The organism is Pseudomonas sp. G166 (genome assembly GCF_037027455.2).
Lineage (GTDB): Bacteria > Pseudomonadota > Gammaproteobacteria > Pseudomonadales > Pseudomonadaceae > Aquipseudomonas.
Genome location: NZ_CP146985.1, coordinates 374,421 through 400,842 on the forward strand (window position 1 = coordinate 374,421; position 26,422 = coordinate 400,842).

At 60.8% G+C, this 26,422-nt stretch carries 20 protein-coding genes and 3 pseudogenes; 11 read left to right on the forward strand and 12 right to left on the reverse strand.

Annotation, left to right across the window (positions count from 1 at the left end; genetic code table 11):
• Window positions 1–13: 13 nt before the first annotated feature.
• The 4 genes and pseudogenes from SGN16_RS01680 to gpmI all read right to left on the reverse strand — a co-directional run.
• Window positions 14–1,306 carry a murein hydrolase activator EnvC gene (locus tag SGN16_RS01680; RefSeq protein ID WP_210642417.1) on the reverse strand — a complete coding sequence of 431 codons (1,293 nt, stop codon included), beginning with the start codon at window positions 1,304–1,306 and terminating at the stop codon, window positions 14–16.
• Window positions 1,307–1,521: 215 nt separating this feature from the next.
• Window positions 1,522–1,833, reverse strand: a complete 312-nt coding sequence (locus SGN16_RS01685) for a hypothetical protein (protein WP_339101980.1) — start codon at window positions 1,831–1,833, stop codon at window positions 1,522–1,524.
• 157 nt (window positions 1,834–1,990) lie between these two features.
• Window positions 1,991–2,090 (reverse strand): annotated as a pseudogene (locus SGN16_RS01690) (hypothetical protein); the annotation flags it as partial.
• Window positions 2,049–3,059: pseudogene (gene gpmI, locus SGN16_RS01695) on the reverse strand (2,3-bisphosphoglycerate-independent phosphoglycerate mutase); the annotation flags it as partial. The pseudogenes SGN16_RS01690 and gpmI, both read right to left, overlap by 42 nt.
• A 152-nt stretch (window positions 3,060–3,211) precedes the next feature.
• Between gpmI and SGN16_RS01700 the strand changes: the two are divergent.
• Genes SGN16_RS01700 through secB form a run of 3 tightly spaced genes read left to right on the forward strand, consistent with a single transcriptional unit; the run spans window position 3,212 to window position 4,404 of the window.
• Window positions 3,212–3,625 carry a rhodanese-like domain-containing protein gene (locus tag SGN16_RS01700; protein ID WP_135843238.1) on the forward strand — a complete coding sequence of 138 codons (414 nt, stop codon included), beginning with the start codon at window positions 3,212–3,214 and terminating at the stop codon, window positions 3,623–3,625.
• 1 nt (window position 3,626) lies between these two features.
• Window positions 3,627–3,881 carry a glutaredoxin 3 gene (gene grxC, locus SGN16_RS01705; RefSeq protein WP_053148644.1) on the forward strand — a complete coding sequence of 85 codons (255 nt, stop codon included), beginning with the start codon at window positions 3,627–3,629 and terminating at the stop codon, window positions 3,879–3,881.
• A 40-nt stretch (window positions 3,882–3,921) separates the two neighbouring features.
• Window positions 3,922–4,404 (forward strand): protein-export chaperone SecB, encoded by a 483-nt coding sequence (secB, locus tag SGN16_RS01710; protein WP_135843240.1) that lies wholly within the window; start codon window positions 3,922–3,924, stop codon window positions 4,402–4,404.
• 139 nt (window positions 4,405–4,543) lie between these two features.
• Here the strand turns inward: secB and trmL are convergent, their stop codons facing one another.
• Window positions 4,544–4,999: a tRNA (uridine(34)/cytosine(34)/5-carboxymethylaminomethyluridine(34)-2'-O)-methyltransferase TrmL gene (gene trmL / locus SGN16_RS01715; RefSeq protein WP_058546236.1), complete on the reverse strand. Its 456-nt coding sequence runs from the start codon at window positions 4,997–4,999 to the stop codon at window positions 4,544–4,546.
• Between trmL and SGN16_RS01720 the strand changes: the two genes are divergently transcribed.
• Entirely contained in the window at window positions 4,998–5,438 is a 441-nt protein-coding gene (locus tag SGN16_RS01720) for a hypothetical protein (RefSeq protein WP_210642419.1), read from the forward strand. The genes trmL and SGN16_RS01720 overlap by 2 nt on opposite strands.
• 524 nt (window positions 5,439–5,962) lie before the next feature.
• On the opposite strand, the gene ntrC is transcribed toward SGN16_RS01720, so the two are convergent.
• From ntrC to glnA, 6 genes are all read right to left on the reverse strand, one after another.
• Window positions 5,963–7,399, reverse strand: coding sequence for a nitrogen regulation protein NR(I) (ntrC, locus tag SGN16_RS01725; RefSeq protein ID WP_109751990.1), 1,437 nt, complete (start codon window positions 7,397–7,399; stop codon window positions 5,963–5,965).
• A complete protein-coding gene (gene glnL, locus SGN16_RS01730; RefSeq protein ID WP_003186732.1) occupies window positions 7,396–8,481 on the reverse strand; it encodes a nitrogen regulation protein NR(II) in 1,086 nt (361 codons plus the stop codon). The genes ntrC and glnL overlap by 4 nt, the downstream gene beginning before the upstream one ends.
• 230 nt (window positions 8,482–8,711) lie before the next feature.
• Window positions 8,712–9,335: a DUF4124 domain-containing protein gene (locus tag SGN16_RS01735; protein WP_335943738.1), complete on the reverse strand. Its 624-nt coding sequence runs from the start codon at window positions 9,333–9,335 to the stop codon at window positions 8,712–8,714.
• The gene (locus tag SGN16_RS01740) at window positions 9,332–9,850 is read right to left on the reverse strand and encodes a DUF4124 domain-containing protein (RefSeq protein ID WP_335943739.1); all 519 of its coding nucleotides are present in this window, start codon (window positions 9,848–9,850) and stop codon (window positions 9,332–9,334) included. Before SGN16_RS01740 ends, SGN16_RS01735 begins: the two co-directional genes overlap by 4 nt.
• A 188-nt stretch (window positions 9,851–10,038) precedes the next feature.
• Window positions 10,039–10,602 (reverse strand): chorismate mutase, encoded by a 564-nt coding sequence (locus SGN16_RS01745; RefSeq protein ID WP_335943740.1) that lies wholly within the window; start codon window positions 10,600–10,602, stop codon window positions 10,039–10,041.
• A 121-nt stretch (window positions 10,603–10,723) separates the two neighbouring features.
• The gene (gene glnA / locus SGN16_RS01750) at window positions 10,724–12,130 is read right to left on the reverse strand and encodes a type I glutamate--ammonia ligase (RefSeq protein WP_003196860.1); all 1,407 of its coding nucleotides are present in this window, start codon (window positions 12,128–12,130) and stop codon (window positions 10,724–10,726) included.
• Window positions 12,131–12,458: 328 nt separating this feature from the next.
• Between glnA and thiI the strand changes: the two genes are divergently transcribed.
• Window positions 12,459–13,913: a tRNA uracil 4-sulfurtransferase ThiI gene (thiI, locus tag SGN16_RS01755; RefSeq protein ID WP_335943741.1), complete on the forward strand. Its 1,455-nt coding sequence runs from the start codon at window positions 12,459–12,461 to the stop codon at window positions 13,911–13,913.
• A 138-nt stretch (window positions 13,914–14,051) separates the two neighbouring features.
• Window positions 14,052–15,872 carry a translational GTPase TypA gene (gene typA, locus SGN16_RS01760; RefSeq protein ID WP_210642425.1) on the forward strand — a complete coding sequence of 607 codons (1,821 nt, stop codon included), beginning with the start codon at window positions 14,052–14,054 and terminating at the stop codon, window positions 15,870–15,872.
• Between the two features lie 226 nt (window positions 15,873–16,098).
• Here the strand turns inward: typA and SGN16_RS01765 are convergent, their stop codons facing one another.
• On the reverse strand, window positions 16,099–16,536 hold the full coding sequence (locus SGN16_RS01765; protein ID WP_135843250.1) for a YkgJ family cysteine cluster protein: 438 nt from the start codon (window positions 16,534–16,536) through the stop codon (window positions 16,099–16,101).
• A gap of 253 nt (window positions 16,537–16,789) precedes the next feature.
• Here SGN16_RS01765 and SGN16_RS01770 point away from each other — a divergent pair, with 253 nt between their 5' ends.
• From SGN16_RS01770 to SGN16_RS01790, 5 genes and pseudogenes are all read left to right on the forward strand, one after another.
• The gene (locus SGN16_RS01770; protein WP_210642426.1) at window positions 16,790–19,240 is read left to right on the forward strand and encodes a glycogen/starch/alpha-glucan phosphorylase; all 2,451 of its coding nucleotides are present in this window, start codon (window positions 16,790–16,792) and stop codon (window positions 19,238–19,240) included.
• Window positions 19,241–19,531: 291 nt separating this feature from the next.
• Window positions 19,532–23,154: pseudogene (locus SGN16_RS01775) on the forward strand (DUF2339 domain-containing protein).
• Window positions 23,151–24,527 carry a DUF3999 domain-containing protein gene (locus SGN16_RS01780; protein WP_335943743.1) on the forward strand — a complete coding sequence of 459 codons (1,377 nt, stop codon included), beginning with the start codon at window positions 23,151–23,153 and terminating at the stop codon, window positions 24,525–24,527. The pseudogene SGN16_RS01775 and the gene SGN16_RS01780 overlap by 4 nt, the downstream one beginning before the upstream one ends.
• Window positions 24,528–24,762: 235 nt before the next feature.
• Window positions 24,763–25,773, forward strand: coding sequence for a class 1 fructose-bisphosphatase (locus SGN16_RS01785; protein WP_210642429.1), 1,011 nt, complete (start codon window positions 24,763–24,765; stop codon window positions 25,771–25,773).
• Between the two features lie 3 nt (window positions 25,774–25,776).
• Window positions 25,777–26,373, forward strand: a complete 597-nt coding sequence (locus SGN16_RS01790; protein WP_335943744.1) for a DUF924 family protein — start codon at window positions 25,777–25,779, stop codon at window positions 26,371–26,373.
• Window positions 26,374–26,422: the final 49 nt, after the last annotated feature.

Here is a 26,422-nt window from a genome sequence, read left to right on the forward strand (position 1 = left end):
AGGATGGGCGCGCTTATCCTTGCGCACGACACCATTGGGCCGGGTCACTGGGGCGACCCTGCTGACGAATAGCGAAATACAGTGCTGGCGTATCCTGCCCGCCACTGTTACCGACCGTGGAGATGGACTCGCCGGCCTTGACCACATCTCCCGCCGACTTGAGCAGCGTCTGGTTGTGGCCATACAGACTCAAATAACCGTTGCCGTGATCGAGGATCACCAGCAGGCCGGCACCGCGCAGCCAGTCGGCGAATACCACGCGCCCGCCATGCACGGCATGCACTTGGCTGCCGGCCGAAGCGCTGATCATCACGCCGTCCCACTTGGTGCGGGTATCGTCACCGCGGGTTTCACCGAAGCGCGCCAGTAATCGACCATTGACCGGCCATGGAAGTTTGCCCCGGGCCGACGCAAAAGCACCGCCGAAGGTCTCGCCATCGCTGGAAACCAGGGCACCAGGGCTGGATTTGACCGGCTTGCGCGGTGCATCGCCGGAGTCAGCTTCGGCCTGGGCTTCACGCAAACGCTTTTTTTCGGCTTCCTGCTGGGCGATCAGCGCTTTCTGGCGCGCCTCTTCGGCCTCTCGAGCCTGGCGGGCCAGGGTTTCCTCGATGGTTTTCAATACGTTTGCCAGTTCGGCCTGGTCTTGCTCGCGGGCCTTGAGCTTGCTGTCGCGGGCTTTCACGTCGTCGTTGAGTTTGGCCAGCGCCACCTGACGCTCCTTGCGCACCTTTTCCAGTTCGTCGCGCTGGGTGTCGAGGCTGCTCTTCTGCACCAGCAACTGAGCCTGCTGCATCTCGATGTCTTTTTCGACGTTGGCCAGTTGGCGCAGGGTTTCGTTGAAGCTCTTGAGTTGCTCCAGGCGGGCCTGACTCAGGTAATCGTAATAAGTGAGGGTGCGGGCGAATTTCTCGGGGTTCTGCTGGTTGAGCAGCAGCTTGAGATACTCCTGGCGACCGTTCTGGTAGGCGGCTCGGGCCTGGATGGCGATCAGCTTTTGCTGTTCAGTGCGCGCGCTCTGGAGTTTTTTTTTCTCTCCATCGAGCCGCTGCAACTCGGATTCGCTTTTTTTCAGCTCTTTTTGCAGGGCGTCGACCTGTTTCTCCAGCTTGCCCATCTCGGTCTCGGTGCCGCGCAGGTCTTTCTGCACGCTGGATTTCTCTTCCTGCAGCTTGCCCAGCAGTTTTTTCAGCTCGGCAATGTCCTGACGCGTGGCTTCCAACTGCTGTTGGGTTTGCGCGCGCTCGTCGGCAAAGGCCGGTTGGAGCAGGCAGGTCAGAACGAGGGCTATCAGGACGCGAAGCATAGAGGCGGGCGACACCAGGGAAAGGGACGGCCTAGTATGCCCGCCCCACGCTGCAAAAAAAACGCCCATTTGGGGCTGTGTGATAACTGGCCCAAAAAACACCAAAACCAATGTGGGAGCGAGCTTGCTCGCGATGGCGTCAGTACATTCAACAAATATGTCGATTGAAAGATCACTATCGCGAGCAAGCTCGCTCCCACAGGGTTTGCGGTGAATCAGACCAGGATCGACGTCCCGGTCATCTCCGCTGGCTTCTCCATGCCCAGCAACATGAGCATGGTCGGTGCCACGTCAGCCAGCACGCCACCGTCGCGGACCTTGAAGTTGCGCTTGCCGACATAGATGAACGGCACCGGCTCGGTGGTGTGGGCGGTATGGGCCTGGCCGGTGGATTCGTCGGACATCTGCTCGACGTTGCCGTGGTCGGCCGTGATCAGTGCTTCGCCGCCGACTTTCTCCAGCGCCTCGACGATGCGGCCAACGCAGGTGTCCAGGCATTCCACAGCCTTGACCGCCGCGTCGAACACACCGCTGTGGCCGACCAAGTCGCCGTTGGCGTAGTTGACCAACGATCAGCTGTCCGTAACGTCTGGTTCTCAGATGGCCTCGACGATGCTGATCGGTCACTTCCGGTGCGCTCATCTCCGGTTGCAGGTCGTAGGTCGCGACTTTCGGCGATGGGATTCAGGATGCGCTCTTCGCCTGGGAACGGTTCTTCACGGCCACCGAGAAAAAGAACGTCACGTGGGCGTATTTCTCGGTTTCGGCGATGCGCAGCTGGGTCTTGCCGTTTTTCGCCAGATAATCGCCCAATACGTTTTCCAGGCTGCCGGCGGCGAAGGCCGACGGTGCGGGGATACTGGCGGCGTATTGAGTCAGCATCACGAAGCCGGCCAGTTTTCGGCTGGCGGGCGCGTTCGAATTCCTTGAAGTCGTCTTCGACAAACACGCGGGTCAGCTCGCGGGCGCGGTCGGCACGGAAGTTCATGAACACCACGGCGTCGCCGTCTTCGACTTTGACGGGCTCGCCGATGCTGGTGGCCTTGACGAACTCGTCGCTTTCGCCGCGTTCATAGGCGGCTTGCAGGCCTTCCTGGGCCGTGGCGGCGTTGAATTCGGCGCTGGCGTCGACGATCAGGTTGTAGGCCTGGGCCACACGGTCCCAACGGTTGTCGCGGTCCATGGCGTAGTAGCGGCCGATGATGCTGGCGATGCGGCCCTTGCCAAGCGCCTGGAAGGTGGCGTCCAGCAGTTCGATCGACGAGGTGGCGCTTTTCGGCGGCGTGTCGCGGCCATCGAGGAAGGCGTGCAGATAGATTTTCTCGGCACCGCGCTTGAACGCCAGTTCGGCCATGGCGATCAGGTGATCCTGGTGGCTGTGCACCCCACCGTCGGACAGCAGGCCCATGAAATGCACGGCCTTGCCGGCGGCCACGGCTTTATCCACGGCGGCGCAGATGGTCGGGTTCTCGAAGAATTCGCCGTCGCGGATCGCTTTGGTCACGCGGGTGAAGTCTTGATACACCACGCGGCCGGCGCCGAGGTTCATGTGGCCGACTTCGGAGTTGCCCATCTGCCCGTCCGGCAGGCCGACGTCCATGCCGCTGCCGGAGATCAGGCCGTTCGGCACGGTGGCCCACAAGCGGTCCAGCACAGGCTTCTTGGCCGAATACACGGCGTTGGATTCGTGGCTGTCACTGTGACCGAAGCCGTCGAGAATCATCAGGACCAAAGGTTTAGGCGTGGTAGTCATGGAATCCACTCGTGGCTGGTTAAAAGAAGACGATGGAAAAGGGACGGGCAGTTTAAAGGTAAGTTCCGACGGCGTCACCGCCGGGCGGGGTTTGGCCGGCCTTGTGTGCTGTGTATACTGGCCGACATTTTAACGCCCTGGAACCTCCTTCGATGGTTGCTCACCTGATTGAATTTGCCACTAACCACTACATTCTCGTCGGTATCTTCGTCGTACTGCTGGCATTGCTGGTAGCCCATACGATGCAGGGCGGCGGTCGTAGCCTGAGTACCGGCGAGCTGACTGCGCTGGTCAACAAGGATGCCGGCGTGGTGGTGGACATCCGCCCGAGCAAGGATTACGCCGCTGGTCACATTGTCGGGGCGGTGAACATCCCCCAGGACAAATTGATCGCGCGCATCGGTGAATTGGAAAAACACAAGGCCAAGACGCTGATTCTGGTGGACGCCCAGGGCCAGCACGCTGGTACTCACGCCCGCGAGCTGATGAAGTCCGGCTTCACCGCCGCCAAGCTGTCCGGTGGCGTTGCGAGCTGGAAAGCCGACAATCTGCCTCTGGTGAAGTGAGATGACCCACGTCGTTGTCTATTCCAGCGATTACTGCCCCTATTGCTCCCGGGCCAAGTTCCTGCTCCAGAACAAAGGCGTGGCTTTCGAAGAGATCAAGGTCGACGGCAAGCCGCAGCTGCGCGCCGAAATGACCCAGAAGGCCGGGCGCACCTCCGTGCCGCAGATCTGGATCGGCAGCACCCACGTGGGCGGTTGTGATGATCTGTTCGCCCTGGAGCGCGCCGGCAAGCTCGACGCGATGCTCAAGGCCTGAATTTCCTATTAATAGAACCTGAAAGTAAGAAGGATCTGCGATGACTGACCAACAGAACACAGCTGCCAGCGAAGAAGAAACCGCACCGCAATTCTCCTTGCAGCGCATTTATGTCCGTGACCTGTCCTTCGAGGCCCCGAAAAGCCCGGCGATCTTTCGCCAGCAGTGGGAGCCGAGCGTAGGCCTGGACCTGAACACCCGCCAGAAAGCTCTGGAAGATGACTTCCACGAAGTGGTGCTGACCCTGTCGGTGACCGTGAAGAATGGTGACGAAGTGGCGTTCATCGCCGAAGTGCAGCAGGCCGGGATCTTCCTGATCAAGAACCTGGATGCCGCTTCGATGAGCCACACCCTGGGTGCGTTCTGCCCGAACATCCTGTTCCCATACGCTCGCGAAACCCTGGACAGCCTGGTGACCCGCGGTTCGTTCCCGGCCCTGATGCTGGCCCCGGTGAACTTCGACGCCCTGTACGCCCAAGAGCTGCAACGCATGCAGCAAGAAGGCGGCGCGACCGTTCAGTAAGCGGCGCTGTCAGCCAGGCACAAGACCTGTGGGAGCGAGCTTGCTCGCGATAGCGGTTGATCAATCAGCATTGATGTTGACTGACTGGCCACCATCGCGAGCAAGCTCGCTCCCACAGGTGTTTCTGGCAGGCTGAAATTCAAGCGAAACCGTTCTGCCGCCACGCCTCGTAGACAGCCACCGCCACGGTGTTGGACAGGTTCAGGCTGCGGCAGCCTTCGCGCATCGGTAGGCGCAGGCGTTGGTCGGCGGGCAGGGCGTCCAGCACCTCGGCCGGCAGGCCACGGCTTTCCGGGCCGAACAGGAATGCGTCGCCAGCGACGAAACTGGCGTCATGGAATGGCCGCGAACCCTTGGTGGTAAAGGCGAACAGGCGCGGATGCCCTAGACTTTCCAGACAACTGGCGAGGTCGGCGTGACGCTGCAAGGTGGCATACTCATGGTAGTCGAGGCCGGCTCGGCGCAGGCGCTTGTCGTCCATCTCGAAACCCAGTGGTTCGATCAAATGCAGGTGGCAGCCGCTGTTGGCGCACAGCCTGATGACATTGCCGGTGTTCGGCGGAATTTCCGGTTGAAAAAGGATGACGTGAAACATGCACGGCTCCGCAGATAAAGATGAGCGGCATTCTACGCTGCAAACTGATGAACGTTCGAAGCTAATGCCTCGGGTGATGGGCTCCCTGGCGATCTTCGGCGTGATGGTCGGGCTGATGATTGGCCGCCTGACCACGCCCGACCCGAGCGAGCTGCAACGGATCGAAGTGACTGACGGGGCCTTGGTGGCTTGGTTCAACAACGAACCCAAGCTGCACGGGGAAGTCATTGACGGCTCGGTGGCTCTGTTGTTCGAAGCAGAAGGTCGACCGGAGAAAGGCCAACTCAAGCTCAACGGCAAGGACGTGAACTGGCGGGTGCGTTTGAGTGACAAGGGGTTGTTGCTGACGCTGGTAGCGGCGCGTCCGTTGCGGGGGGAGTGGGCCGGCAGCGAAGTCGATGATCGCTGGCGGCTGGAGATCCATCTCCAGGAGCAATAAAAGAGGGAATCCCCGGCCTGCCTGTACCAAGGTCCCCAAAACGGGAGGGCTCGCGCTCGGCGCATAGCCCTTGGTGTAAAGAAGGGAAACCTTGACCTGCCTGTATCAAGGCCCCCAAAACAGTGGGCTCGATGAGCCCGGTATAAAATGGGGAATCCCCGGCCTGCCTGTACCAAGGTCCCCGAAACTGGGTAGTGATTGAGTTATTGCAGGGGGCGTGCCAGTTTTTAATGGCTTGTCACAAAAAATCTGCTGATGGTGCGAAAAGCCCCGTATTCCGGGGCTTTTTCTTTTGTATGGGCTGTTTTTTTCCGCGTTTACCGGTTGGCTGAGGCTCGCGCGGCATGCGCAATTGCGGTTCGCCGTGCATTGATGCGGTGCATGAAGCCTTTAAAAGCATCGCGAGCAAGCTCGCTCCCACAATGGATTTTCGGTGTTCGCGAGCGCGTGAACACCACTGAACCCTGTGGGAGCGAGCTTGCTCGCGATTGGGTCTTCAAATGCAGCGAAGGGTTACAGAGCGATCAGCCTTCATCCCCATCATCATCATCCCCACCATCGACCTTCATCCCCAATTCCTTGATCTTGCGGGTCAAGGTATTGCGCCCCCAGCCCAGCAATACGGCGGCGTCGCGACGGCGACCGGCGGTGTGCTTGAGGGCGGTTTCGATCATGATCCGCTCGAAACTCGGCACGGCGCTGTCCAGCAGGCTCGATTGGCCGCGGGACAGGGCCTGGTCGGCCCACTGGCGCAAGGCTTGCTCCCAGTTGGTCACTGGGGCCGAGTCCTGCGGCAGGCTCAGCAGTTCCGGAGGCAGGTCGCTGATGTGCACTTCACGACCCGACGCCATCACCGTAATCCAGCGGCAGGTATTCTCCAGCTGGCGCACGTTGCCCGGCCACGGCAGGTTCTTGAGGTATTCCTCGGTTTCGCCCTTGAGCAGCTTGGGCTCCACCGCCAGTTCCTGGGCCGCGCGGCTGAGGAAGTGGCGGGCCAGGGTCGGGATGTCTTCGCGACGATCCGCCAGGCGCGGGATATGAATGCGGATCACGTTCAGGCGGTGGAACAGGTCTTCGCGGAACTTGCCAGCGTGAACCAGGGTTTCCAGGTTCTGGTGGGTCGCGGCGATGATGCGCACATCGACCTTGACCGGCGTATGCCCGCCCACCCGATAGAACTCACCGTCCGCCAGTACGCGCAACAAGCGAGTCTGGGTGTCGGCCGGCATGTCGCCGATTTCATCGAGGAACAACGTGCCGCCGTCGGCTTGTTCGAAGCGTCCGCGCCGTAGGTTGGCCGCGCCGGTGAACGCGCCTTTTTCGTGGCCGAACAACTCGGATTCCATCAGGTCCTTGGGAATTGCCGCCATGTTCAGTGCGATGAACGGCGATGCCGCCCGTGGGCTGTGGCGGTGCAGGGCGTGGGCCACCAGTTCTTTACCAGTGCCGGATTCGCCGTTGATCAGCACGGTGATGTTGGAGTGGCTCAGGCGCCCGATGGCGCGAAACACTTCCTGCATCGCCGGCGCTTCGCCGATGATTTCCGGGGTGCGGGCCAGGGCCGGCACCTCTTCCATGCCTTGTTGTTCCTGGGCGTGTTGATTGGCGCGCTTGACCAGCGACACTGCTTCATCAACGTCGAATGGCTTGGGCAAGTATTCGAAGGCCCCGCCCTGGTAGGACGCCACGGCGCTGTCCAGGTCGGAATGGGCGGTCATGATGATCACCGGTAGCCGCGGATGCTGCTCGCGAATCCGCGCCAACAGGTCCAGGCCGCTGGCGCCAGGCATGCGGATGTCGGAGATGATGACGTCCGGCTGCTGACGCGCCAGGCGACTCATCACCCCATCGGCGCTGTCGAAGCTCTGGGTGGTCATGCCTTCCTGTTGCAAGGCTTTTTCCAGGACCCAACGGATAGAACGGTCGTCATCGACGATCCACACGGTTTCACTACGGCTCATGTCGATGTGGCTCCTTGTTCCAGTGGCAGGAAGATCGAGAAAGTGGTGTGGCCGGGGTGGCTTTCACATTCGATCAAGCCCTGATGCTGACTGATGATGTTCTGGGTGATGGCCAGGCCCAGTCCGGTACCGTCCGGACGACCGCTGACCATGGGAAAGAAAATGGTTTCCTGCAGTTCCGCAGGGATGCCCGGGCCGTTGTCGATGATTTCGATCTTGGTCACCAGGCGATGGCGCACGTGGCCGATGGTGAACTGGCGCATGGCCCGGGTGCGCAGGCTGATGCGGCCCAGGCGCAGCTCGTTCTGGCTGCTGATGGCCTGCATCGCGTTGCGCACGATGTTCAGTACCGCCTGGATCATCTGCTCGCGGTCGATCAAGACGTCTGGAATGCTCGGATCGTAGTCGCGCACCAAGGTGATGCAACCTTGGCTTTCGGCTTCCACCAGGCTGCCGACACGCTCCAGCACTTCGTGGACGTTGCACATCGCCAGGGACGGTAGCTTGTTCGAGCCGAGCATGCGGTCCACCAGGTTTCGCAAGCGGTCGGCTTCCTCGATGATGACGTTGGTGTAGTCCTTGAGGCTTTCTTCCGGCAGTTCACGGGCGAGCAACTGCGCGGCGCCGCGAATTCCGCCGAGGGGGTTCTTGATTTCATGGGCCAGGCCGCGCACCAGCATCTTGCTGGTTTCCTGCTTGGACAACTGGGCCTCCTCCTTGGTGATGCGCAGCAGGCGATCACGCGGGTGCACTTCCAGCAGCAGCAAGGTGGCGCCGTTGTTCAGGATCGGTGTGACCGCGTAATCCACCGTCAGGGTCTGGCCGGTCAGTGCGGTGAGCATGGCTTCGCGCTTGGTGAATGGATGAGCCTGCTCCACCGCTTGGCGAAGGGAGTTGAGCGCTTCGGCAGACTCGGTGAACAACTCACTGATGAACTGCCCATGGCTGCGCTGGCCGCTAACGGCCAGGAGCATTTCCGCCGCCGGGTTCATGTACTCGAGGCGCAGTTCGGCGTCGAGCAGGATGGTCGCGGTGGTGAGGTTGTCGAGTAGCAAGCGGTGTAGTGCGTCGCTAATGGTCATCAGGACCTCTTTTGGAGCGTAGCAAGCACGCGTATGACGCGCTGGTACAAGGAAAATGCAAAAACCAAACCAAGGCTCCGAAAAGAAGCGTTTAGAGCCTCAAAAGGGCTTTATTCGCCCGTTTACGTGGCGTTCTGCCAGTTTTTGCGGGTACTTTCGAACCAAATTGGGTTGAAATCTGGGAAGGGTGCAAACACATGCACCAATATAGTGCGCCAACCTGAACGGTGTTAGAAGAACGGCAGGATGCTGCTTTTCTCTTCTTCGGGTTTATCGGCGAGGGGGCATTCGGGGCGTTGGCCATAATCGGCGGTGGCGCAGGGCTTGATACGGCGCTTCTGCGCCAAGGACGTACGTTGCATGTGGAACGGCTGGTTGGCGGTACGTTCGACGATGCGGTCTTGCTCATCGAGGATTTCCACCGCCAGATGATGGCTGCCTCGGTCAATGTTACTCAAGGCAAACACTGGGCTGGGTCCCGGTGCGCCGGTAGGTTGGCCATCGAGTAGCAGACGGTAGCGGTGGCCCTTTTGCAATCCGGGTTCGCTGGTGACACTGACGATCAATTCCCCGGCGGTACTGCGAATCGTGGCGTCCGGCTCCGGGATCAATAGCCGGAGCATTTCATAACGAAAAAGCGGCTCGGGCAGGTTCTTCGCTGTTGGCGTCGGTGCTGCGCTGGCGGGAGGCGGCGGCATCCGATTGCCAGGTGGTAGCTCAACTTTTCGGGCATTGCCGGGTCGCGGCTGATCGGTGAAGACGCGATTGCCTTGGGCATCTATGTAGGTATAGACCTGCGCCAAGCCCGGCTGCGCGGCCAGCGCGAGGCCCAGCGCGAGCAGCCAGCGGATCATGGCTGGTGCACCCGCTGCACGGTGAAGGTCACGGTTTCGCTCTGTTGCACGAGCGTGTCCCCGTCGATGACTTGAACCGCCAGGCTATGCTCGCCCCGATCGATATTCACCAATTGCAGGCGCGGTACATTGGTTGGCTGGCCGTAGGGTTGGCCGTCCAGCAGCAGGCGGAACAGCTGAGGGCTTTGCAGGCGCGGTTGGGCGCGGACGCCAACGGTGAAAGTACCGTTATTGGCGCGCAAGGCCTCCTCGGTGGGGATATTTGTCAGCTCCAGCACCTCATAGGCATTGCGCGGCTCGTCCTTGGCGATGGGGCCCGTGGGTGCGTCCGAGCTGGTTGAGGGCTGGCGTTCGATACTGTTGAGCGGCGGCAGTTCCACCGTCTGGGCCGGTACACCTTGGGGCGGCTGGTTGCTGTAGGCGGTGTTGCCGTCGGCGTCGGTGTACTTGTAGATCTGCGCGGCGGCAGGCAGCGCCAACAGCAGCAACAGAATGATTGAAAAACCACGACCCATGGAAAATTGACCGAAACGAAAAGTGATGGGTTGCAGCATAGGTCAGGTGAAGCGGTTGGCCCAAGTTGTTGCCCTCAATCCCCTGTGGGAGCGAGCTTGCTCGCGATGGCGGTGTGTCAGTCGCCAGGATGTTGGATGTGCTGGCCTCATCGCGAGCAAGCTCGCTCCCACAGGGTGGATTGTTGTCTTTAGGATTTTGTGAAGACACACAGCTCAGCAGTCGCCCGGATCAGGGCGAGCCGGTGCACCGGGTGCTGCTTGTTGTGGTGGGTGGCTTGGGCCAGCCATTGCGGGCACTGCGGGTCGGTGCGGTAGGGGGCGAAGTCAGCCAGTTGTTGCAGCAGGCGTTTTTGCAGTCGGTCGAGTTGCGGGCGGATCTGTCCCACCAGGTCCGGGCGTGGGAGGTCCGGGGCCTTACCTTCCAGGGCCCAGTCGGACAAATTGATGTACTGCACCAGTTTGTTGGCTTCTATCTGGGCGGCGAAGAATGCTTCCACGGTTTCGCTGCTCAGCTTGTAGACCGGTGCCTGGGCGACGGCGGCGGCAATGACTTCGCGCTCGCGCTGACGGTCTTCTACCGGTTTGTGGCTGTCCCATTTACTCAGCGCCACTTGATCGGCGAGGGCCAGGCGTTCGCCAATGGCGTTGAGCAGTGGGGTAAGGGCGTCCGGGGCAGGAGCAGAGGCGGCCTCGGCGGTGGAGGCCAGCAGCGCGGCAGACAGGGCAAGGCAGAGTTTGAAGCGCAAAGTCATGGGCAGTCTCGTCTTCTATGAGGGGGCGACGAGTCATCATGCACGTAACCTGCGTCCATAAAAAAGGCCTCCCGAAGGAGGCCTCTCTTTATTCACGCCGTGCGTGGCGGCGTTTACTGGATCAGCAGCTGTAGTACAGCTCATATTCCAGTGGGTGTACGAAGGTGCGAACCTTGATTTCTTCTTCGCTTTTCAGTGCGATGTAAGCATCGATGAAGTCATCGCTGAATACGCCGCCCTTGGTCAGGAACGCACGGCCCTTGTCCAGCTCTTCCAGGGCTTCTTTCAGGCTGCCGCAAACCTGTGGGATTTCCTTGGCCTCTTCAGGCGGCAGGTCATACAGGTTTTTGTCAGCGGCATCGCCAGGGTGGATCTTGTTCTGGATACCGTCCAGACCGGCCATCATCAGTGCAGCGAAGGCCAGGTACGGGTTGGCAGCCGGATCCGGGAAGCGAGCTTCGATACGGCGGGCTTTAGGGCTGTTCACGTAAGGAATACGGATCGAGGCGGAACGGTTGCGAGCCGAGTAGGCCAGCATGACCGGGGCTTCGAAGCCTGGTACCAGACGCTTGTAGGAGTTGGTCGACGGGTTGGTGAAGCCGTTCAGGGCCTTGCCGTGCTTGATGATGCCGCCGATGAAGTACAGGGCGGTGTCCGACAGGCCGGCATAACCTTCGCCTGCGAAGGTGTTCTTGCCGTCTTTGGAGATCGACATGTGAACGTGCATGCCCGAACCGTTGTCGCCGTACAGAGGCTTAGGCATGAAGGTCGCGGTGCGGCCGTATGCATCAGCAACGTTGTGTACGCAGTACTTCAGGGTCTGGACTTCGTCAGCCTTCTTGACCAGCGTGTTGAATTTCACGCCGATTTCGTTCTGGCCGGCAGTCGCCACTTCGTGGTGGTGAACTTCGACGGTCTGACCCATCTCTTCCAGTGCGTTGCACATGGAGGTACGGATTTCGTGGTCGTGGTCGAACGGTGGAACCGGGAAGTAACCGCCTTTGATACCTGGACGGTGGCCTTTGTTACCGCCTTCCACGTCCTGGTCGGACATCCACGAACCTTGTTCGGAGAAGATCTTGAACATGGAGCCGGAGATGTCGGACTTGAACTTGACCGAGTCGAAGATGAAGAATTCAGGCTCAGGACCGAAGAAAGCGGTGTCGCCGATACCGGTGGACTTCAAGTATTCCTCGGCGCGGTGGGCGATGGCGCGTGGGTCGCGGTCATAGCCTTGCATGGTCGAAGGTTCGATGATGTCGCAGACCAGGATCAGGGTCGGCTCTTCGGTGAACGGGTCCAGGACGGCGGTTTCGTCGTCCGGCATCAGGATCATGTCGGAGGCTTCGATGCCTTTCCAGCCAGAGATGGAGGAGCCGTCGAACATTTTCCCGATTTCAAAGAATTCGTCGTCCAGCGCATCACGGGCCGGCATGGTCACGTGATGTTGAGTACCTTTGGTGTCAGTGAAGCGCAGATCAATCCACTTGACGTCATGATCTTTGATGAGTTGAACCGACTTCGACATATGTCCTCCGGGTGGCTTCGGGCGGGTAGTGGAGTGCCCTTAGATATGGGTGATGCCGGCGCGAATACTCTGCCAAGGCAACCTGCCTCACAAGGGAGCAAATTGCATGCCAGTGCCCCAGCATGGGTTTTTTGCACCAAATCCACGCTTTTGAAGGCGTAAATCGCAGATTGTCAGACAATAACGCACTGCAATGTGGCGCCGTCAATCGATAATGACCTGTTTTGGTGCATGCAAAACCATCTGCACATTAACTGGTTAAACCTTGAGCAATTTCCGCTATAATCCGCGCCCCCCTTTTTCGGCTGGCCGTTCGCGCGCTGTTTTCATGAAACTAATCGTAAAAGTCTTCCCCGAGATCACCATCAAGAGCCGCCCGGTACGGATGCGTTTCATCCGCCAGTTGGCCAAGAACATCCGCACTGTGCTCCGTGATCTGGACCCGGTCGTGGTGGTGAGCGGCGTGTGGGACAATCTCGAATTGGAAACCCGCGTCAGCGAACCCAGGATCCTCAAGGAAATGACCGAGCGCCTGAGCTGCATGCCGGGTATCGCGCACTTCCTGCAGGTCGATGAATACCCGCTGGGGGATTTCGACGACATCCTTGCCAAGTGCATGCTTCATTATGGTGATGCCCTGGCCGGCAAGATTTTTTCGGTGCGTTGCAAGCGTGCCGGCAAGCACCCGTTCAGTTCGATGGATGTGGAAAAGTACGTCGGCAGCCAGCTGCGCCGGCAGTGTGGTGCGGCCGGTATTTCGTTGAAAGACCCACAGATCGAAGTACGTATCGAGATTCGCGACCAGCGCCTGTTCGTGATCCACAGCCAGCACAACAGCATCGGCGGTTATCCGCTGGGTTCGCTGGAGCAGACCCTGGTGCTGATGTCCGGCGGTTTCGACTCCACGGTCGCTGCCTATCAGATCATGCGTCGCGGCTTGATGAGCCATTTCTGCTTCTTCAACCTCGGCGGGCGCGCCCATGAACTGGGCGTGATGGAAGTCGCGCACTTCATCTGGAAGAAGTACGGCAGCTCCCAACGCGTGTTATTTGTGAGTGTGCCGTTCGAAGAAGTCCTGGGTGAGATTCTCGGCAAAGTCGATAACAGTCATATGGGCGTCATTTTGAAGCGTATGATGTTGCGCGCCGCTTCACGAATTGCCGACCGCCTGCAAATCGATGCGCTGGTGACGGGCGAGGCGATCTCCCAGGTATCCAGCCAGACGCTGCCGAACCTGTCGGTGATCGACTGCGTGACCGAGAAGCTGGTCTTGCGTCCGCTGATCGCCAGCCACAAGCAGGACATCATCGACCAGGCCAATGAAATCGGCACCGCCGACTTCGCCAGGCACATGCCCGAATACTGCGGGGTCATTTCGGTGAACCCCAAGACCCACGCCAAGCGCGGGCGGGTGGAGCACGAAGAGAAAGAATTCGACATGGCGGTGCTCGAGCGTGCGCTCGAAAACGCCAGGCTGGTACCAATCGATCGAGTCATCGATGAATTGGGCCAGGACATCCAGATTGAAGAAGTCGGCGAAGCGCTGGCCGGTCAGATCATCATCGACATCCGTCATCCGGACGACGCTGAAGACGACCCGCTGAGTGTCGCCGGCATCGAGGTAAAAACGATGCCGTTCTATGCAGTGAACGCGCGTTTCAAGGAACTGGACCCTACTCGCCAGTACCTGCTGTATTGCGACAAAGGCGTGATGAGTCGCCTGCATGCCCACCATTTGCTCAGTGAGGGGCATGCCAATGTGCGCGTTTATCGACCGAGCTAAGTGCCCGGGGCTGTTTGCCTGTGGCCTGCGTCACCGGCCCCCCGACGCCGCCGACAGGCTGTAACGGCTTTGTCGGACTCAACGTAAATCGCTGCCACGACCTGTCAGCACACCGAATCCTCTGATCGAGATACACAAGTGATCGAAAATCTACGCAACATCGCCATCATTGCTCACGTTGACCATGGTAAGACCACCCTGGTAGACAAACTCTTGCGTCAATCCGGCACCCTGGAGCGCAACGAGCTCAACGACGAGCGCGTGATGGACTCCAACGACCAGGAGAAAGAGCGCGGTATTACCATCCTGGCGAAAAACACCGCCATCAACTGGAACGGCTACCACATCAACATCGTGGACACCCCGGGCCACGCCGACTTCGGTGGTGAAGTAGAGCGCGTGATGTCGATGGTCGACTCCGTGCTGCTGCTGGTTGACGCCCAGGACGGCCCTATGCCGCAAACCCGTTTCGTGACCAAGAAGGCTTTCGAAGCCGGCCTGCGTCCGATCGTGGTCATCAACAAGGTTGACCGTCCAGGCGCGCGTCCGGACTGGGTTCTGGACCAGATCTTCGACCTGTTCGACAACCTCGGTGCCACCGAAGAACAGCTGGACTTCAAAGTCGTCTACGCCTCGGCCCTGAACGGTATTGCCGGTCTGGACCACACCGACATGGCCGAAGACATGACCCCGCTGTACCAGTCGATCGTCGACAACGTACCGGCGCCGAAAGTCGACCGTGACGGTCCGTTCCAGATGCAAATCTCGGCACTGGACTACAACAGCTTCCTGGGTGTTATCGGTGTTGGCCGTATCGCCCGTGGTCGCATCAAGCCGAACACCCCGGTCGTGGCGATCGATGCCGACGGCAAGAAGCGTAACGGTCGTATCCTCAAGCTGATGGGTCACCACGGTCTGCACCGCATCGACGTTGAAGAAGCGGCAGCCGGCGACATCGTCTGCATCAGCGGCTTCGAGCAACTGTTCATCTCCGACACCCTGTGCGACCCGATGAACGTCGAAGCGATGAAGCCGTTGACCGTCGACGAGCCAACCGTTTCCATGACCTTCCAGGTCAACGACTCGCCATTCTGCGGTAAAGAAGGCAAGTTCGTGACCAGCCGTAACATCAAGGAACGCCTGGACAAAGAGCTGCTCTACAACGTTGCACTGCGCGTTGAAGAAGGCGACTCGGCCGACAAGTTCAAGGTTTCCGGCCGTGGTGAGCTGCACCTCTCGGTACTGATCGAAACCATGCGTCGCGAAGGCTTCGAAATGGGCGTGGGTCGTCCTGAAGTGATCATCCGTATGGTTGACGGCGTCAAGCACGAACCGTACGAAAACGTGACCATCGACCTGCCGGAAGAATCCCAGGGCGCGATCATGGAGCAAATGGGCCTGCGTAAAGGCGACCTGACCAACATGGTTCCGGATGGCAAGGGCCGTGTGCGCCTTGAGTACAACATCCCGGCCCGTGGCCTGATCGGTTTCCGTAACGAGTTCCTGACCCTGACCTCCGGTGGCGGCATCCTGACTTCGATCTTCGATCGTTACGACGTGATGAAGTCCGGTGACATGTCCGGCCGTCAGAACGGCGTGCTGGTATCGGTTGCGACCGGCAAGGCACTGACCTACTCGCTGGAAACCCTGCAGGCTCGTGGCAAGCTGTTCGTTGAACACGGCCAGGACATCTACGAAGGTCAAATCGTCGGCCTGAACAGCCGCGACAACGACCTGGGCGTGAACCCGACCAAAGGCAAGAAGCTCGACAACATGCGTGCTTCGGGCAAAGACGAAACCATCGCCCTGGTTCCGCCGGTCAAGTTCACCCTGGAGCAGGCTCTGGAGTTCGTGCAAGAAGACGAGCTGTGTGAAGTCACTCCTAAGTCCATCCGTCTTCGCAAGAAGATCCTGGGCGAAAGCGAGCGTACCCGCGCTGCCAAGAAAAGCGGTAACTGAGTTTCGACTTAGTTAATGGCTGAAAAAAAACGCCCCTGATTGTGAGATCGGGGGCGTTTTTTTATGCCTGGAAGTTATGTGGTGTCTGTCAGGGCCCTATCGCGAGCAAGCTCGCTCCCACAGTTGATTTTCAGCGGATACAGATTTTGTGTCCGACATAAATCCACTGTGGGAGCGAGCTTGCTCGCGATGACTATGGTTCAGACACCACTGAGCCGTCAGCAGATCAGAACTTGTCCAACGTCCGCGGATTGCGCTCGCGCTCTACTTCCTTGGGCTTGTAGGCACAATACCCCGGCCGTGGCCCGACCCGCGGATGGTTGCGGCAGGTGTCCGGGCGCTTCTCGTAAATGGTGCACAACCGGCTCTTGCGGTCCAGATAAAGGCAATCGTTGTTGCTCATGCGCTGGAGCGTGAAGATCTCGGACTTCTGGTTGTAACGCTCGACGATCCCTTCCTTTTGCAGGCGCTTGGCGATGTTTTTCGGCGGGTCGCCCAGCTCGAATTCATCGACGATGCCAATCCGGATCAGGTCCTTGATCTTGACCTCCACCGGCAGCGTGCAGCAGCTCGACACGCAGGAACCGCACATCGGGGCGGAGTACTTGGCCCAGGTATCGAGTCGGTCGAGTTCCGCGGCGGCGATCAGGTTGGGCTTCATCATCAAGGTTTACCAGCATGCATCAGGGCGCGCGATGATACCGGGACTGGTGAAATTTTGAACGACCATCTGCCGGTTTTTTTTAATCCCCGCTAAAACGCTCCAGGAGCGGCACGCCCCCTGCATTCATTCGTTCATATGGCAGTTCCCTGGCGGCGATTCTCCGACACCTTGGAAAAACCACCGAACCAGAGCCTGTGCCGCCTGTCAGACCGACTAGGCTCAGACAATTCCATGCTCGTTCGAGGTCTCATCAATGACTCAAGAACCACTTGTTCGCGAAGCCGAAGTCGCTGCTTTTCGCGATGCTGTGTTGACCAAACTCACTTATGCCGTCGGCAAGGACCCGGATCATGCGTTTGATCACGACTGGTTCGAAGCCATTGCCCTGGCCGCCCGCGACCACATGGTCGACCACTGGATGGACCACACGCGGCAGATCTACCGCAAGGGCCAGAAGCGCGTCTATTACCTCTCCCTGGAGTTCCTCATCGGTCGTTTGCTCTACGACAGCCTGAGCAACCTTGGCTTGCTGGATACCGCTCGTGAAGCCTTGACCGAGCTGGGCGTGGACCTGGAACGCATCCGCCTGCTCGAGCCCGATGCGGCACTGGGCAACGGCGGTCTTGGCCGCTTGGCGGCGTGTTTCATGGAAAGCATGTCCACCCTGGGTATCGCCGGCCATGGCTACGGCATTCGTTATGAACACGGTCTGTTCCGCCAGGCCATCGTCGACGGCTGGCAGCAGGAGCAGACCGAGCATTGGTTGGATTTCGGCAACCCGTGGGAGTTCGAGCGGCCGGAGGTGGTCTACCCGATCGGCTTCGGTGGCGGCGTCGAGACGGTGACCGATGAGGCCGGCAAGACCCGGCAAGTCTGGACGCCGGGTGAAACCGTGCGTGCTATTGCCTATGACACCCCGGTGGTGGGTTGGCGTGGTGCCAGCGTCAACACCCTGCGCCTGTGGCGCGCCCGGGCGGTGGAAGACCTGCACTTGGAACGCTTCAATGCTGGCGACCACTTGGGCGCAGTGGCGGAAGTGGCCCGGGCCGAAAGCATTTCCCGCGTGTTGTACCCGGCCGACAGCACTGAAGCCGGCCAGGAACTGCGCCTGCGCCAGGAATACTTCTTCGTTGCCGCCTCACTGCAGGATTTGCTGCGCCGTCACCGCAACATGCACACCTCGGTGCTGACCTTGGGCGACCATGCGGCGATCCAGCTCAACGACACCCACCCATCGATCGCCGTGGCCGAGCTGATGCGGCAATTGGTGGACGTCTACGACGTGGCCTGGGATGCGGCCTGGCAGATCACCCAGGACACGCTGTCCTACACCAACCACACGTTGCTGCCCGAGGCCCTGGAAACCTGGCCGGTTGGGCTGATGGAGCGCATGCTGCCCCGGCACATGCAGATCATCTACCTGATCAACGCCCAGCACATCGATTCGCTGCGGGCCAAGGGCGTGCATGATTTCGACGTGCTGCGCTCGGTTTCGCTGATCGAAGAAGACAACGGTCGCCGGGTGCGCATGGGGAACCTGGCATTCCTCGGCTCCCACAGCGTCAATGGTGTGTCCGGGTTGCACACGCAATTGATGCGCAGCACGGTGTTCTCCGAGCTGCACAAGCTCTATCCGGATCGGATCAATAACAAGACCAACGGCATCACCTTCCGCCGCTGGTTGTTCCAGGCCAACTCCGAACTGACCTCGATGATGGTCGATGCCCTTGGCCCGAGCGTGCTCGACAACCCCGAGGAGCGCCTGATCGAGCTGGAGCCGTTCGCCGATAAACCGGCATTTCGCAAACAGTTCGCCGAGCAGCGCCTGCATAGCAAAAAAGCCCTCGCGTACCTGATTCACGAGCGGTTGGGCATTGCCGTGAACCCGGCGGCGATGTTTGACGTGCAGGTCAAGCGGATCCACGAATACAAACGCCAGTTGCTCAACCTGATGCACACCGTGGCGCTGTACCAGGCGATCCGTGCTGAACCAGAAGTGGATTGGGTGCCGCGGGTGAAAATTTTTGCCGGCAAGGCCGCCGCCAGTTACCACCAGGCCAAGCTGATCATCAAGCTGACCAACGACATCGCTCGGGTGGTGAACAACGACCCGACCGTGCGCGGCCTGCTCAAAGTGGTGTTCCTGCCCAACTACAACGTCAGCCTGGCCGAAAGCATCATCCCGGCGGCGGACCTGTCGGAGCAGATCTCCACGGCCGGTTTCGAAGCCTCGGGCACCAGTAACATGAAGTTCGGCCTCAACGGTGCGCTGACCATCGGCACCATGGACGGCGCTAACGTGGAGATGCACGAGCGCGTCGGCGGTGAGCACATGTTCATCTTCGGCCTGACCGCCGAACAGGTAGAAGCTCGCAAGCAGAACGGTGAATTCAGTGCCGCACCGGACATCGCCGCGTCCCATCGCCTCAATGATGTGCTACAGGCGATTCGTGGCGGGGTGTTCTCGCCGGATGATCCGATGCGCTACACCGGGCTGGTGGACTCGCTGGTGGACTATGACCGCTTCCTGGTCTGCGCCGATTTCGACTCGTACTGGAGCGCCCAGGCCAAGGTCGAAGAGCGTTGGCACGACTCCAAGCAGTGGTGGCGTTCAGCGGTGCTCAACACCGCGCGCATGGGCTGGTTCTCCTCGGACCGGACCATCCGCGAGTACGCCACCGACATCTGGAAAGCCCTGGAGTAGCGTTTGCTGTAAGAAATGTGAGCGAAGCCCAACGGTGGTTGGGCTTCGTCGATATACTAAGCGCCAGTTTCGCCGGGCTGTGTGGCTGGACTCAGTACTGGGGATGCCAACAATCCTATGTGGGAGCGAGCTTGCTCGCGATAGCCGTGGGTCAGGCAATATCAATGCGCCTGACACGCCGCTATCGCGAGCAAGCTCGCTCCCACAGGGTTTGGGTGGTTTCCACTGGACTGATCCAGGCACCGCATTGCCCCGGTTACGCCCGCAACGGGCCGCTTAGGGATATCGACCATGCAATGGATATTGACGCTGTTGGGCCTGGCACTGGGCTGGGTGGTGGATGAGTCGTTCGCCGATGCGCTGATAGGTGCGCTGGTGGGACTTGGCATCGCCCAGACCTTTGGCCTGAGCCGCCTCGCAGCCCAGGCCGCCAAGCAACAGGTTCTGTTGCAAGAGGCCCAGCAGAACGTGCTCACGCTGGACGCACGCCTGGCGGTTCTCGAACGCGGTAAGGTGGCCGAATCGAGTGAGCCGGCGTCGGCGCCCGAGGTTGTCGTACCCCAGGCCGCGAAGCCCGAGACGCGCACTGAGCCAGAACTCGTCGGGAATTGCCGCCAGACCTCGAGCCGGCTGCCGCGATGGCTACCCAGGCCAGCCAGCCGTTGCCCGATGATATCTGGACCCCTGCGCCAGCGACTTCCAGCAGGCGTGCCGACCGCGACTTTGCACCGTTGCCCCTGGAACCGATGGTTGCGGAGCCCGCGGCCCCTCGTGGCCCGAGTCTGTTCGACCGCGCCATGATGGGTGCACGCAACTGGTTGTTTGGCGGCAACACCGTGCTGCGGGTCGGCGTGGTGCTGTTGTTCCTCGGTCTGGCGTTTCTGCTGCGCTATGCCACCGAAGGCATGGTGGTACCGATCGAGCTGCGGTACGCCGGTGTTGCGGCCAGCGCCTTGGGCCTGCTGGGCCTGGGTTGGTGGCTGCGCCAACGCAACAACAATTATGCATTGATGCTCCAGGGCACCGGGATCGCGGTGCTGTACCTGACGGTGTTCGCCGCCATGCGCCTGCATCCGTTGCTCGACTCCAAGGCGGCCCTGGGCTTGCTGGTGGCGGTCACGGTGTTCTCAGCGATCCTGGCGGTGACCCAGAATGCCTTGGGCCTGGCCGCAGCCGCGGCGCTGGGCGGGTTTGCCGCGCCCATCCTGACTTCCACCGGCAGCGGCAACCACGTTGCCCTGTTCAGCTATTTCATCCTGCTCAATGCCGGCATCCTTGCGATTGCCTGGTTCAAGGCCTGGCGCCTGCTCAACCTGATTGGCTTTGTCGGCACCTTCGGTATCGGTTTCGCTTGGGGCCTGCGCTCGTACGCGCCGGAGCTGCTCTGGAGCACCGAGCCGTTCCTGATTCTGTTCTTCCTGATGTACCTGGCGATTGGCTTGTTGTTCACCCGCCGCAAACTGTTGGAAATGAACGATGCTCCCGAGGATGGCAGTCGGGACGCGGTGTTGCGCTGGTCAGCGCGCAAGGGCGATTACGTGGACGGTACGATGTTGTTCGCGCCCCCGCTGGTGGGCTTCGGCCTGCAGTTCGCGTTGGTGCAGCATTTGGAATTTGCCGCTGCGTTCAGCGCCCTGGCCCTGGGCATGATCTACATGGGCCTGGCTCGGGTGCTGATGGGTGGACGCGCCTTGCTGCTGGCTGAAACCTGCCTGGCCTTGGGGGTGATTTTTGCCAGCCTGGCGATTCCATTGGGGCTCGACGCCCGCTGGACCTCGGCGGCCTGGGCCGTGGAGGGCGCGGGGATCTTCTGGCTGGGCCTGCGCCAGCAACGCCCCTTGGCCCGGGCCTTTGCCTTGTTACTGCAACTGGGCTCGGCGCTGGCCTTCATCAGCGAACTGCGTCCCGGCGAAGGCAGCCTGCTGGATGGCGCCCCGTTGGGCGCATTGATGCTTGGCGGCGCCTTGCTGTTCACCTTCTACCAACTGCGCAAGGCTGCGCCGGAGCTCACCTCGAATTGGGAGCGCCAGGGTTTACCGGTGTTGGCTGTCCTGGGGCTCAGCTTCCTGTATTTGCTGGCGCCGCTGTTTTTCTTCACCCATGGCACCGCTATCGCCTGGGCCGTGGCCGGTTTGGTGACGCTGTTTGTGGGCCTGCGCCTGCAATCGCGCAGCTTCCTGTTCACCGCGTTTGCGGTGCAACTGCTCGGTGGTGCGCTGTTCCTGTTGCGCCTGCAGGGGGCCGAGGGCGACTCGGCGGCGGTGTTCAGTGCCGGCTGGAGCGGTTTGCTCAGCGCCTCCCTGATCGGCCTGGCGTTGATTGGCGGCATGTTGCTGGCGGCGCGCGATGACATGGTGCGCAACGATGTCCGGTTGCTGCGCGGGTTGTCAGTGGTGTTGCTGGCGGGGCTGGTGCTGATCAATCTCGCGGTGCTGTTCGTCCTGCCTTGGCAAACCGCGAGCGGGGTGTGGGCGGCCAGCGGTCTGCTGATCATCTGGCTGAGCCTGTACTTGAAGCAGCGAGTGAGCTTTGTGTTCGGCCTGCTGTTGCAACTGCTCGGCGGTGCGGCGTTCCTGACGGCGGGGCCGGCGCTACTGGGGCCGCTCAATACCGAGGATTTGCGACCTCTGGCCCATAGCGGGTTCTGGACACCGCTGGTGTTGGGCCTGGCGGCGTTGGTGGGGGCGTGGCGACTGCAGCGTGGCCATGCGGCAGCGGAATTCGAAGCCATGAGCTTGCAGCGCCTGTCCGAGATGTTGTTGATCTGGGGAGCCGGTTGGTGGGCGTTGGCGTGGGTCAGCGAAGTGCTGCGCTTTGCCCCGGTGAACCTGCAGGGCAGTTTGCTGCTGTTCGTCGCGGCGATCAGTGTGGCGCTGTGGACCGTCTTGGCGCTGCGTTTGAACTGGCCGGCGCTGGGGCTGCTGTGCACCTTGTTGATTCCGGCGGCGGGCTGTGTGCTGGTGGCAATGGGGCACAGCTACTATCACCCGGCCGCGGATTTCGGTTGGCTGGCCTGGCTGGCGGTATTTGGCGTGCACTTCCTCTCGCTCAAGCGCCTGGCGCCGATGCTGCCGGCCCAGGCGCGCAGTACCGCCCATGTGCTCGGTTGCTGGTTGCTGATGGCGGTGTTGATGCTGGAGTTGCGTTACGGCCTGCTGTTGCTGTCCGAGCAGTACAACGCCTGGCGCTGGTTGGGTTGGGCGATCTTGCCGAGCCTGTACCTGGTGTTGATGGCCGCGCCGCGTGCCTGGCCGTGGCCGGTCTCGGCCCAGCCGCGCGAATATCGTATTTACGCCGCGGCACCCATGGCGCTGTTGATGCTCGGTTGGTTCTGGCTGACCAACACCTTCAGCGATGGCACCGCGGAGCCATTGCCTTATGTGCCGCTGCTCAATCCCTTGGAGCTGGGCCTGCTGTTCGCCTTGTTCGGTGTCTATGTGTGGGCCCGCAACGCCGTGGCGCAATCGACGAACCGTTGGAGTCGCGTCGGACACATCGCCCAGTTGGTCGCCGGCGTGTCGCTGTTCGCCTTCTTCACCGCCCTGGTGATGCGCAGCGCCCACCAGTGGATGGGGGTGCCGTTCGAGCTGGATGCGTTGCTGGAGTCCATGTTCGTACAGGCCGGGCTTTCCATCGTCTGGACCCTGATCGCCCTGGGCTTGATGATTGGTGGGCATCTGCGGCATCGGCGTGAAGTGTGGCTGATCGGCGCGGCGTTGATTGCCGTGGTCGTGGCCAAGCTGTTCTTTGTTGAATTGAGTAACCGTGGCGGTCTGGCGCGGATCGTGTCGTTTATCGGTGTGGGTGTCTTGCTGCTGGTGGTCGGCTACTTCGCGCCACTGCCGCCAAAGCGTCCGGAAGCGGCCTCGCCGGCCGAACCGCCGATGCCTGTCAATGAGGGAGTGTCGTCTTGAGTCGCAAGTTGAGTCGGATCGGGCTGGGTGTGGTCGGGTTATGGATGGCATTGTCGGCTACGGCCCAGGAGCAACCGGCGGACTTTGCCCATCAGGTGCCGCTGGTCTTGAGTGGCGAAGGGCCTTGGTATCGCCTCCCATTGCCGTTGGATGTTCAGTTGCAGGCGCGACAGACCGACCTGAGCGATCTGCGGGTTTTCAACGCGGCCGGGCAAGCCCAGGCCTATGCATTGGTTCACGAGTCGGCCCAGAGCCGGGAAAACCGCATCCTTACCGATGTGAAGTGGTTCCCGCTGTACAACGCCGCCGATGACAACGAGCGCGCGCCCAGTGTGCGAGTGCAATCGAACGCCAATGGCACGCTGGTGGAAGTCCAGCCATCGAGTCGGCTCGAGGCGGGGGAGGAAGAGCTGCGTGGCTGGCTGTTGGATGCCAGCGCGATCAAGGCACCGCTGCAGCAGTTGATTCTCGACTGGACCAGCGAGCGCGACGGCTTCCAGCGCTTCACCATCGAGGCCAGTGACGACTTGCAATACTGGAAGTCATGGGGTGAAGGCCAGGTGGCGCGCCTGACCTTTGCCGATGAGCGGGTCGAGCAGCATGAGGTGAACCTGCCGGGGCAACCGGCGCGCTATCTGCGGTTGTTGTGGGATTCGCCGTCCTCCGCGCCGGTGCTGACCTCGGCCCAGTTGCAAAGCGCCAGCCGCGAAAGCCTGCCGTTGCCGTTGGTCTGGTCGAAACCTTTGACTGGCGCCACCACGAAGGCCGGTGAATACACCTGGCAACTGCCCATGGGGCTGAATATCGAGCAGGTGCAGGTCGACCTGAGCCAAGCCAACAGCCTGGCGCCGGTGACCCTGGCCGGGCGCCGGGAAAGCAGTCTGCCATGGCAGCCGATGGGCAGTGGCTTGCTGTATCGCCTGACTCAGAACGGCCAGGATGTGTTGCAGAACCAACTGCAACTGTCCGGCCAGACGGTCCAGCAATTGAAACTGACGGTGGACGAGCGTGGCGGTGGCCTGGGTAGTGAAGCCCCGGCCCTGCGCTTTGCCGTACGGCCGACCCAGGTGGTGTTCCTGGCGCGCGGCGAAGGGCCCTACAGCCTGGCGCTGGGCAGCGCGACGGTGAAAGCCGCCAGCTTGCCATTGACGACGCTGGTGCCCGATTACAAACCGTCACGCCTGGCGGCCCTGGGTACGGCGACGGTGAGTGGGCTGGCAACCTCGACACCGGAGGCGGCCGCTGCAACCACGCCTGCAACGGTCGAGACCAACTGGAAGAAAATCGGCTTGTGGGCGGTGTTGTTGATCAGTGTGCTGTTCCTCGCGGCGATGGCGTTCAGCTTGTTGCGCAAGCCGCCGGTCAAGAGTTGAGGTGCATTCATCGCGAGCAAGCTCGCTCCCACAGTTGACCGAGTTGTTTCGACAAACGCGGTCTATTGTGGGAGCGGGCTTGCTCGCGATGGCGTCCTCTCAATCAACAGAAATACCCAAGCGAGCCGCTACCCCGTGAACTCAATCCTCCATTCCCCGTCTCATAGGAGGAATTAAGTCCCGACTCGCGCTAAACTGCGCTGGTTTTTCCGCCCCCTATTCTTCGGAGCCGTCCATGTCCCGCGTTACCTTGAGTCGCTATTTGATTGAGCAGACCCGTAGCAACAACACCCCTGCCGATCTGCGCTTTTTGATCGAAGTGGTGGCGCGTGCGTGCAAGGAGATCAGCCACGCCGTCTCCAAAGGCGCACTGGGTGGTGTCCTGGGCAGCATGGGCACTGAAAACGTGCAGGGCGAAGTGCAGAAGAAGCTCGACGTGCTTTCCAACGAAATCCTGCTTGAAGCCAACGAATGGGGCGGCCACCTGGCCGGCATGGCGTCCGAGGAAATGGACAATGCCTACCAGATCCCGGGCAAATACCCCAAGGGTGCCTACCTGCTGGTATTCGACCCCCTGGACGGTTCGTCGAACATCGACATCAACGCGCCAGTCGGCACCATTTTCTCGGTGCTGCGTTGCCCGAACGAATACCTGAGCCAGAACGAAGCCCTGAATGAAAAGGCGTTCCTGCAGCCAGGCACCCAGCAGGTTGCCGCCGGTTATGCCATCTACGGCCCGCAGACCATGCTGGTGCTGACCTTGGGCGACGGCGTCAAAGGCTTCACCCTGGACCGCGAGATGGGCAGCTTCGTCCTGACCCACGAAGACATCACCATTCCTGAAACCACCCAGGAATTCGCCATCAACATGTCCAACCAGCGTCATTGGGAAGCCCCGGTAAAACGCTACGTCGAAGAATTGCTGGCGGGCGAAGAAGGTCCGCTGAAGAAGAACTACAACATGCGTTGGGTCGCCGCGATGGTTGCCGATGTGCACCGGATCCTCACCCGTGGCGGTCTGTTCATGTACCCACGCGACAGCCGCGAACCGTCCAAGCCGGGCAAACTGCGCCTGATGTATGAAGCCAACCCGATGTCGTTCCTGGTGGAGCAGGCGGGTGGTGCTTCCACCGACGGTCACCAGCGTATCCTCGACATCCAGCCTGAAGGCCTGCACCAGCGTGTGGCGGTGTTCCTTGGTTCCAAGGAAGAAGTCGCCCGCGCCACGGCCTACCACAAGGAATAAGGCATGGCCGAGCCCTGGCAGCCGTTGCTCGATTGGTGGTTCGGCTCAGCCGGCACACCGGACGAAATCGCCGCTGACAAGGGCAAGCTGTGGTTCGGCAAACGCCATGATCGCCAGGCGCGCGAGCGCTTCGGCGATCTGGTCGAGCAGGTACTGGCCGGCGGATTGACCGACTGGGCGCAACGCCCGGAAGGTTGGCTGGCCTTGGTGCTCTCACTCGACCAACTCCCGCGAATGATTTTTCGCGACACCCCCAAGGCTTTTTCCGGTGACCTGCGTGCCCAAGCGCTGGTGGCCCAGGGCCTGGCGGCGGGTTTCGACCGGCAACTCAAGCCGATCCAGCGGGTGTTCATCTACCTGGTACTCGAACACTGCGAAAACCTGGCGGTGCAGAACGAAGCCGTGTCACGGTTTATCGACCTGGTCCGAGAGCAACCCGAAGCGGATCGGGCGGTGTTTGAAGACAACCTGGATTATGCCGAGCGGCATCAGAAGATCATCGCGCGGTTTGGGCGGTTTCCCCATCGCAATGCGGTGTTGGGGCGCGAGTCTACGGCTGAGGAAATCGAGTTCTTGAACAGGCCTGGGTCCAGGTTCTGATTTTTGCTGTGAGGCTGATGCCGCTATCGCGAGCAAGCCCGCTCCCACA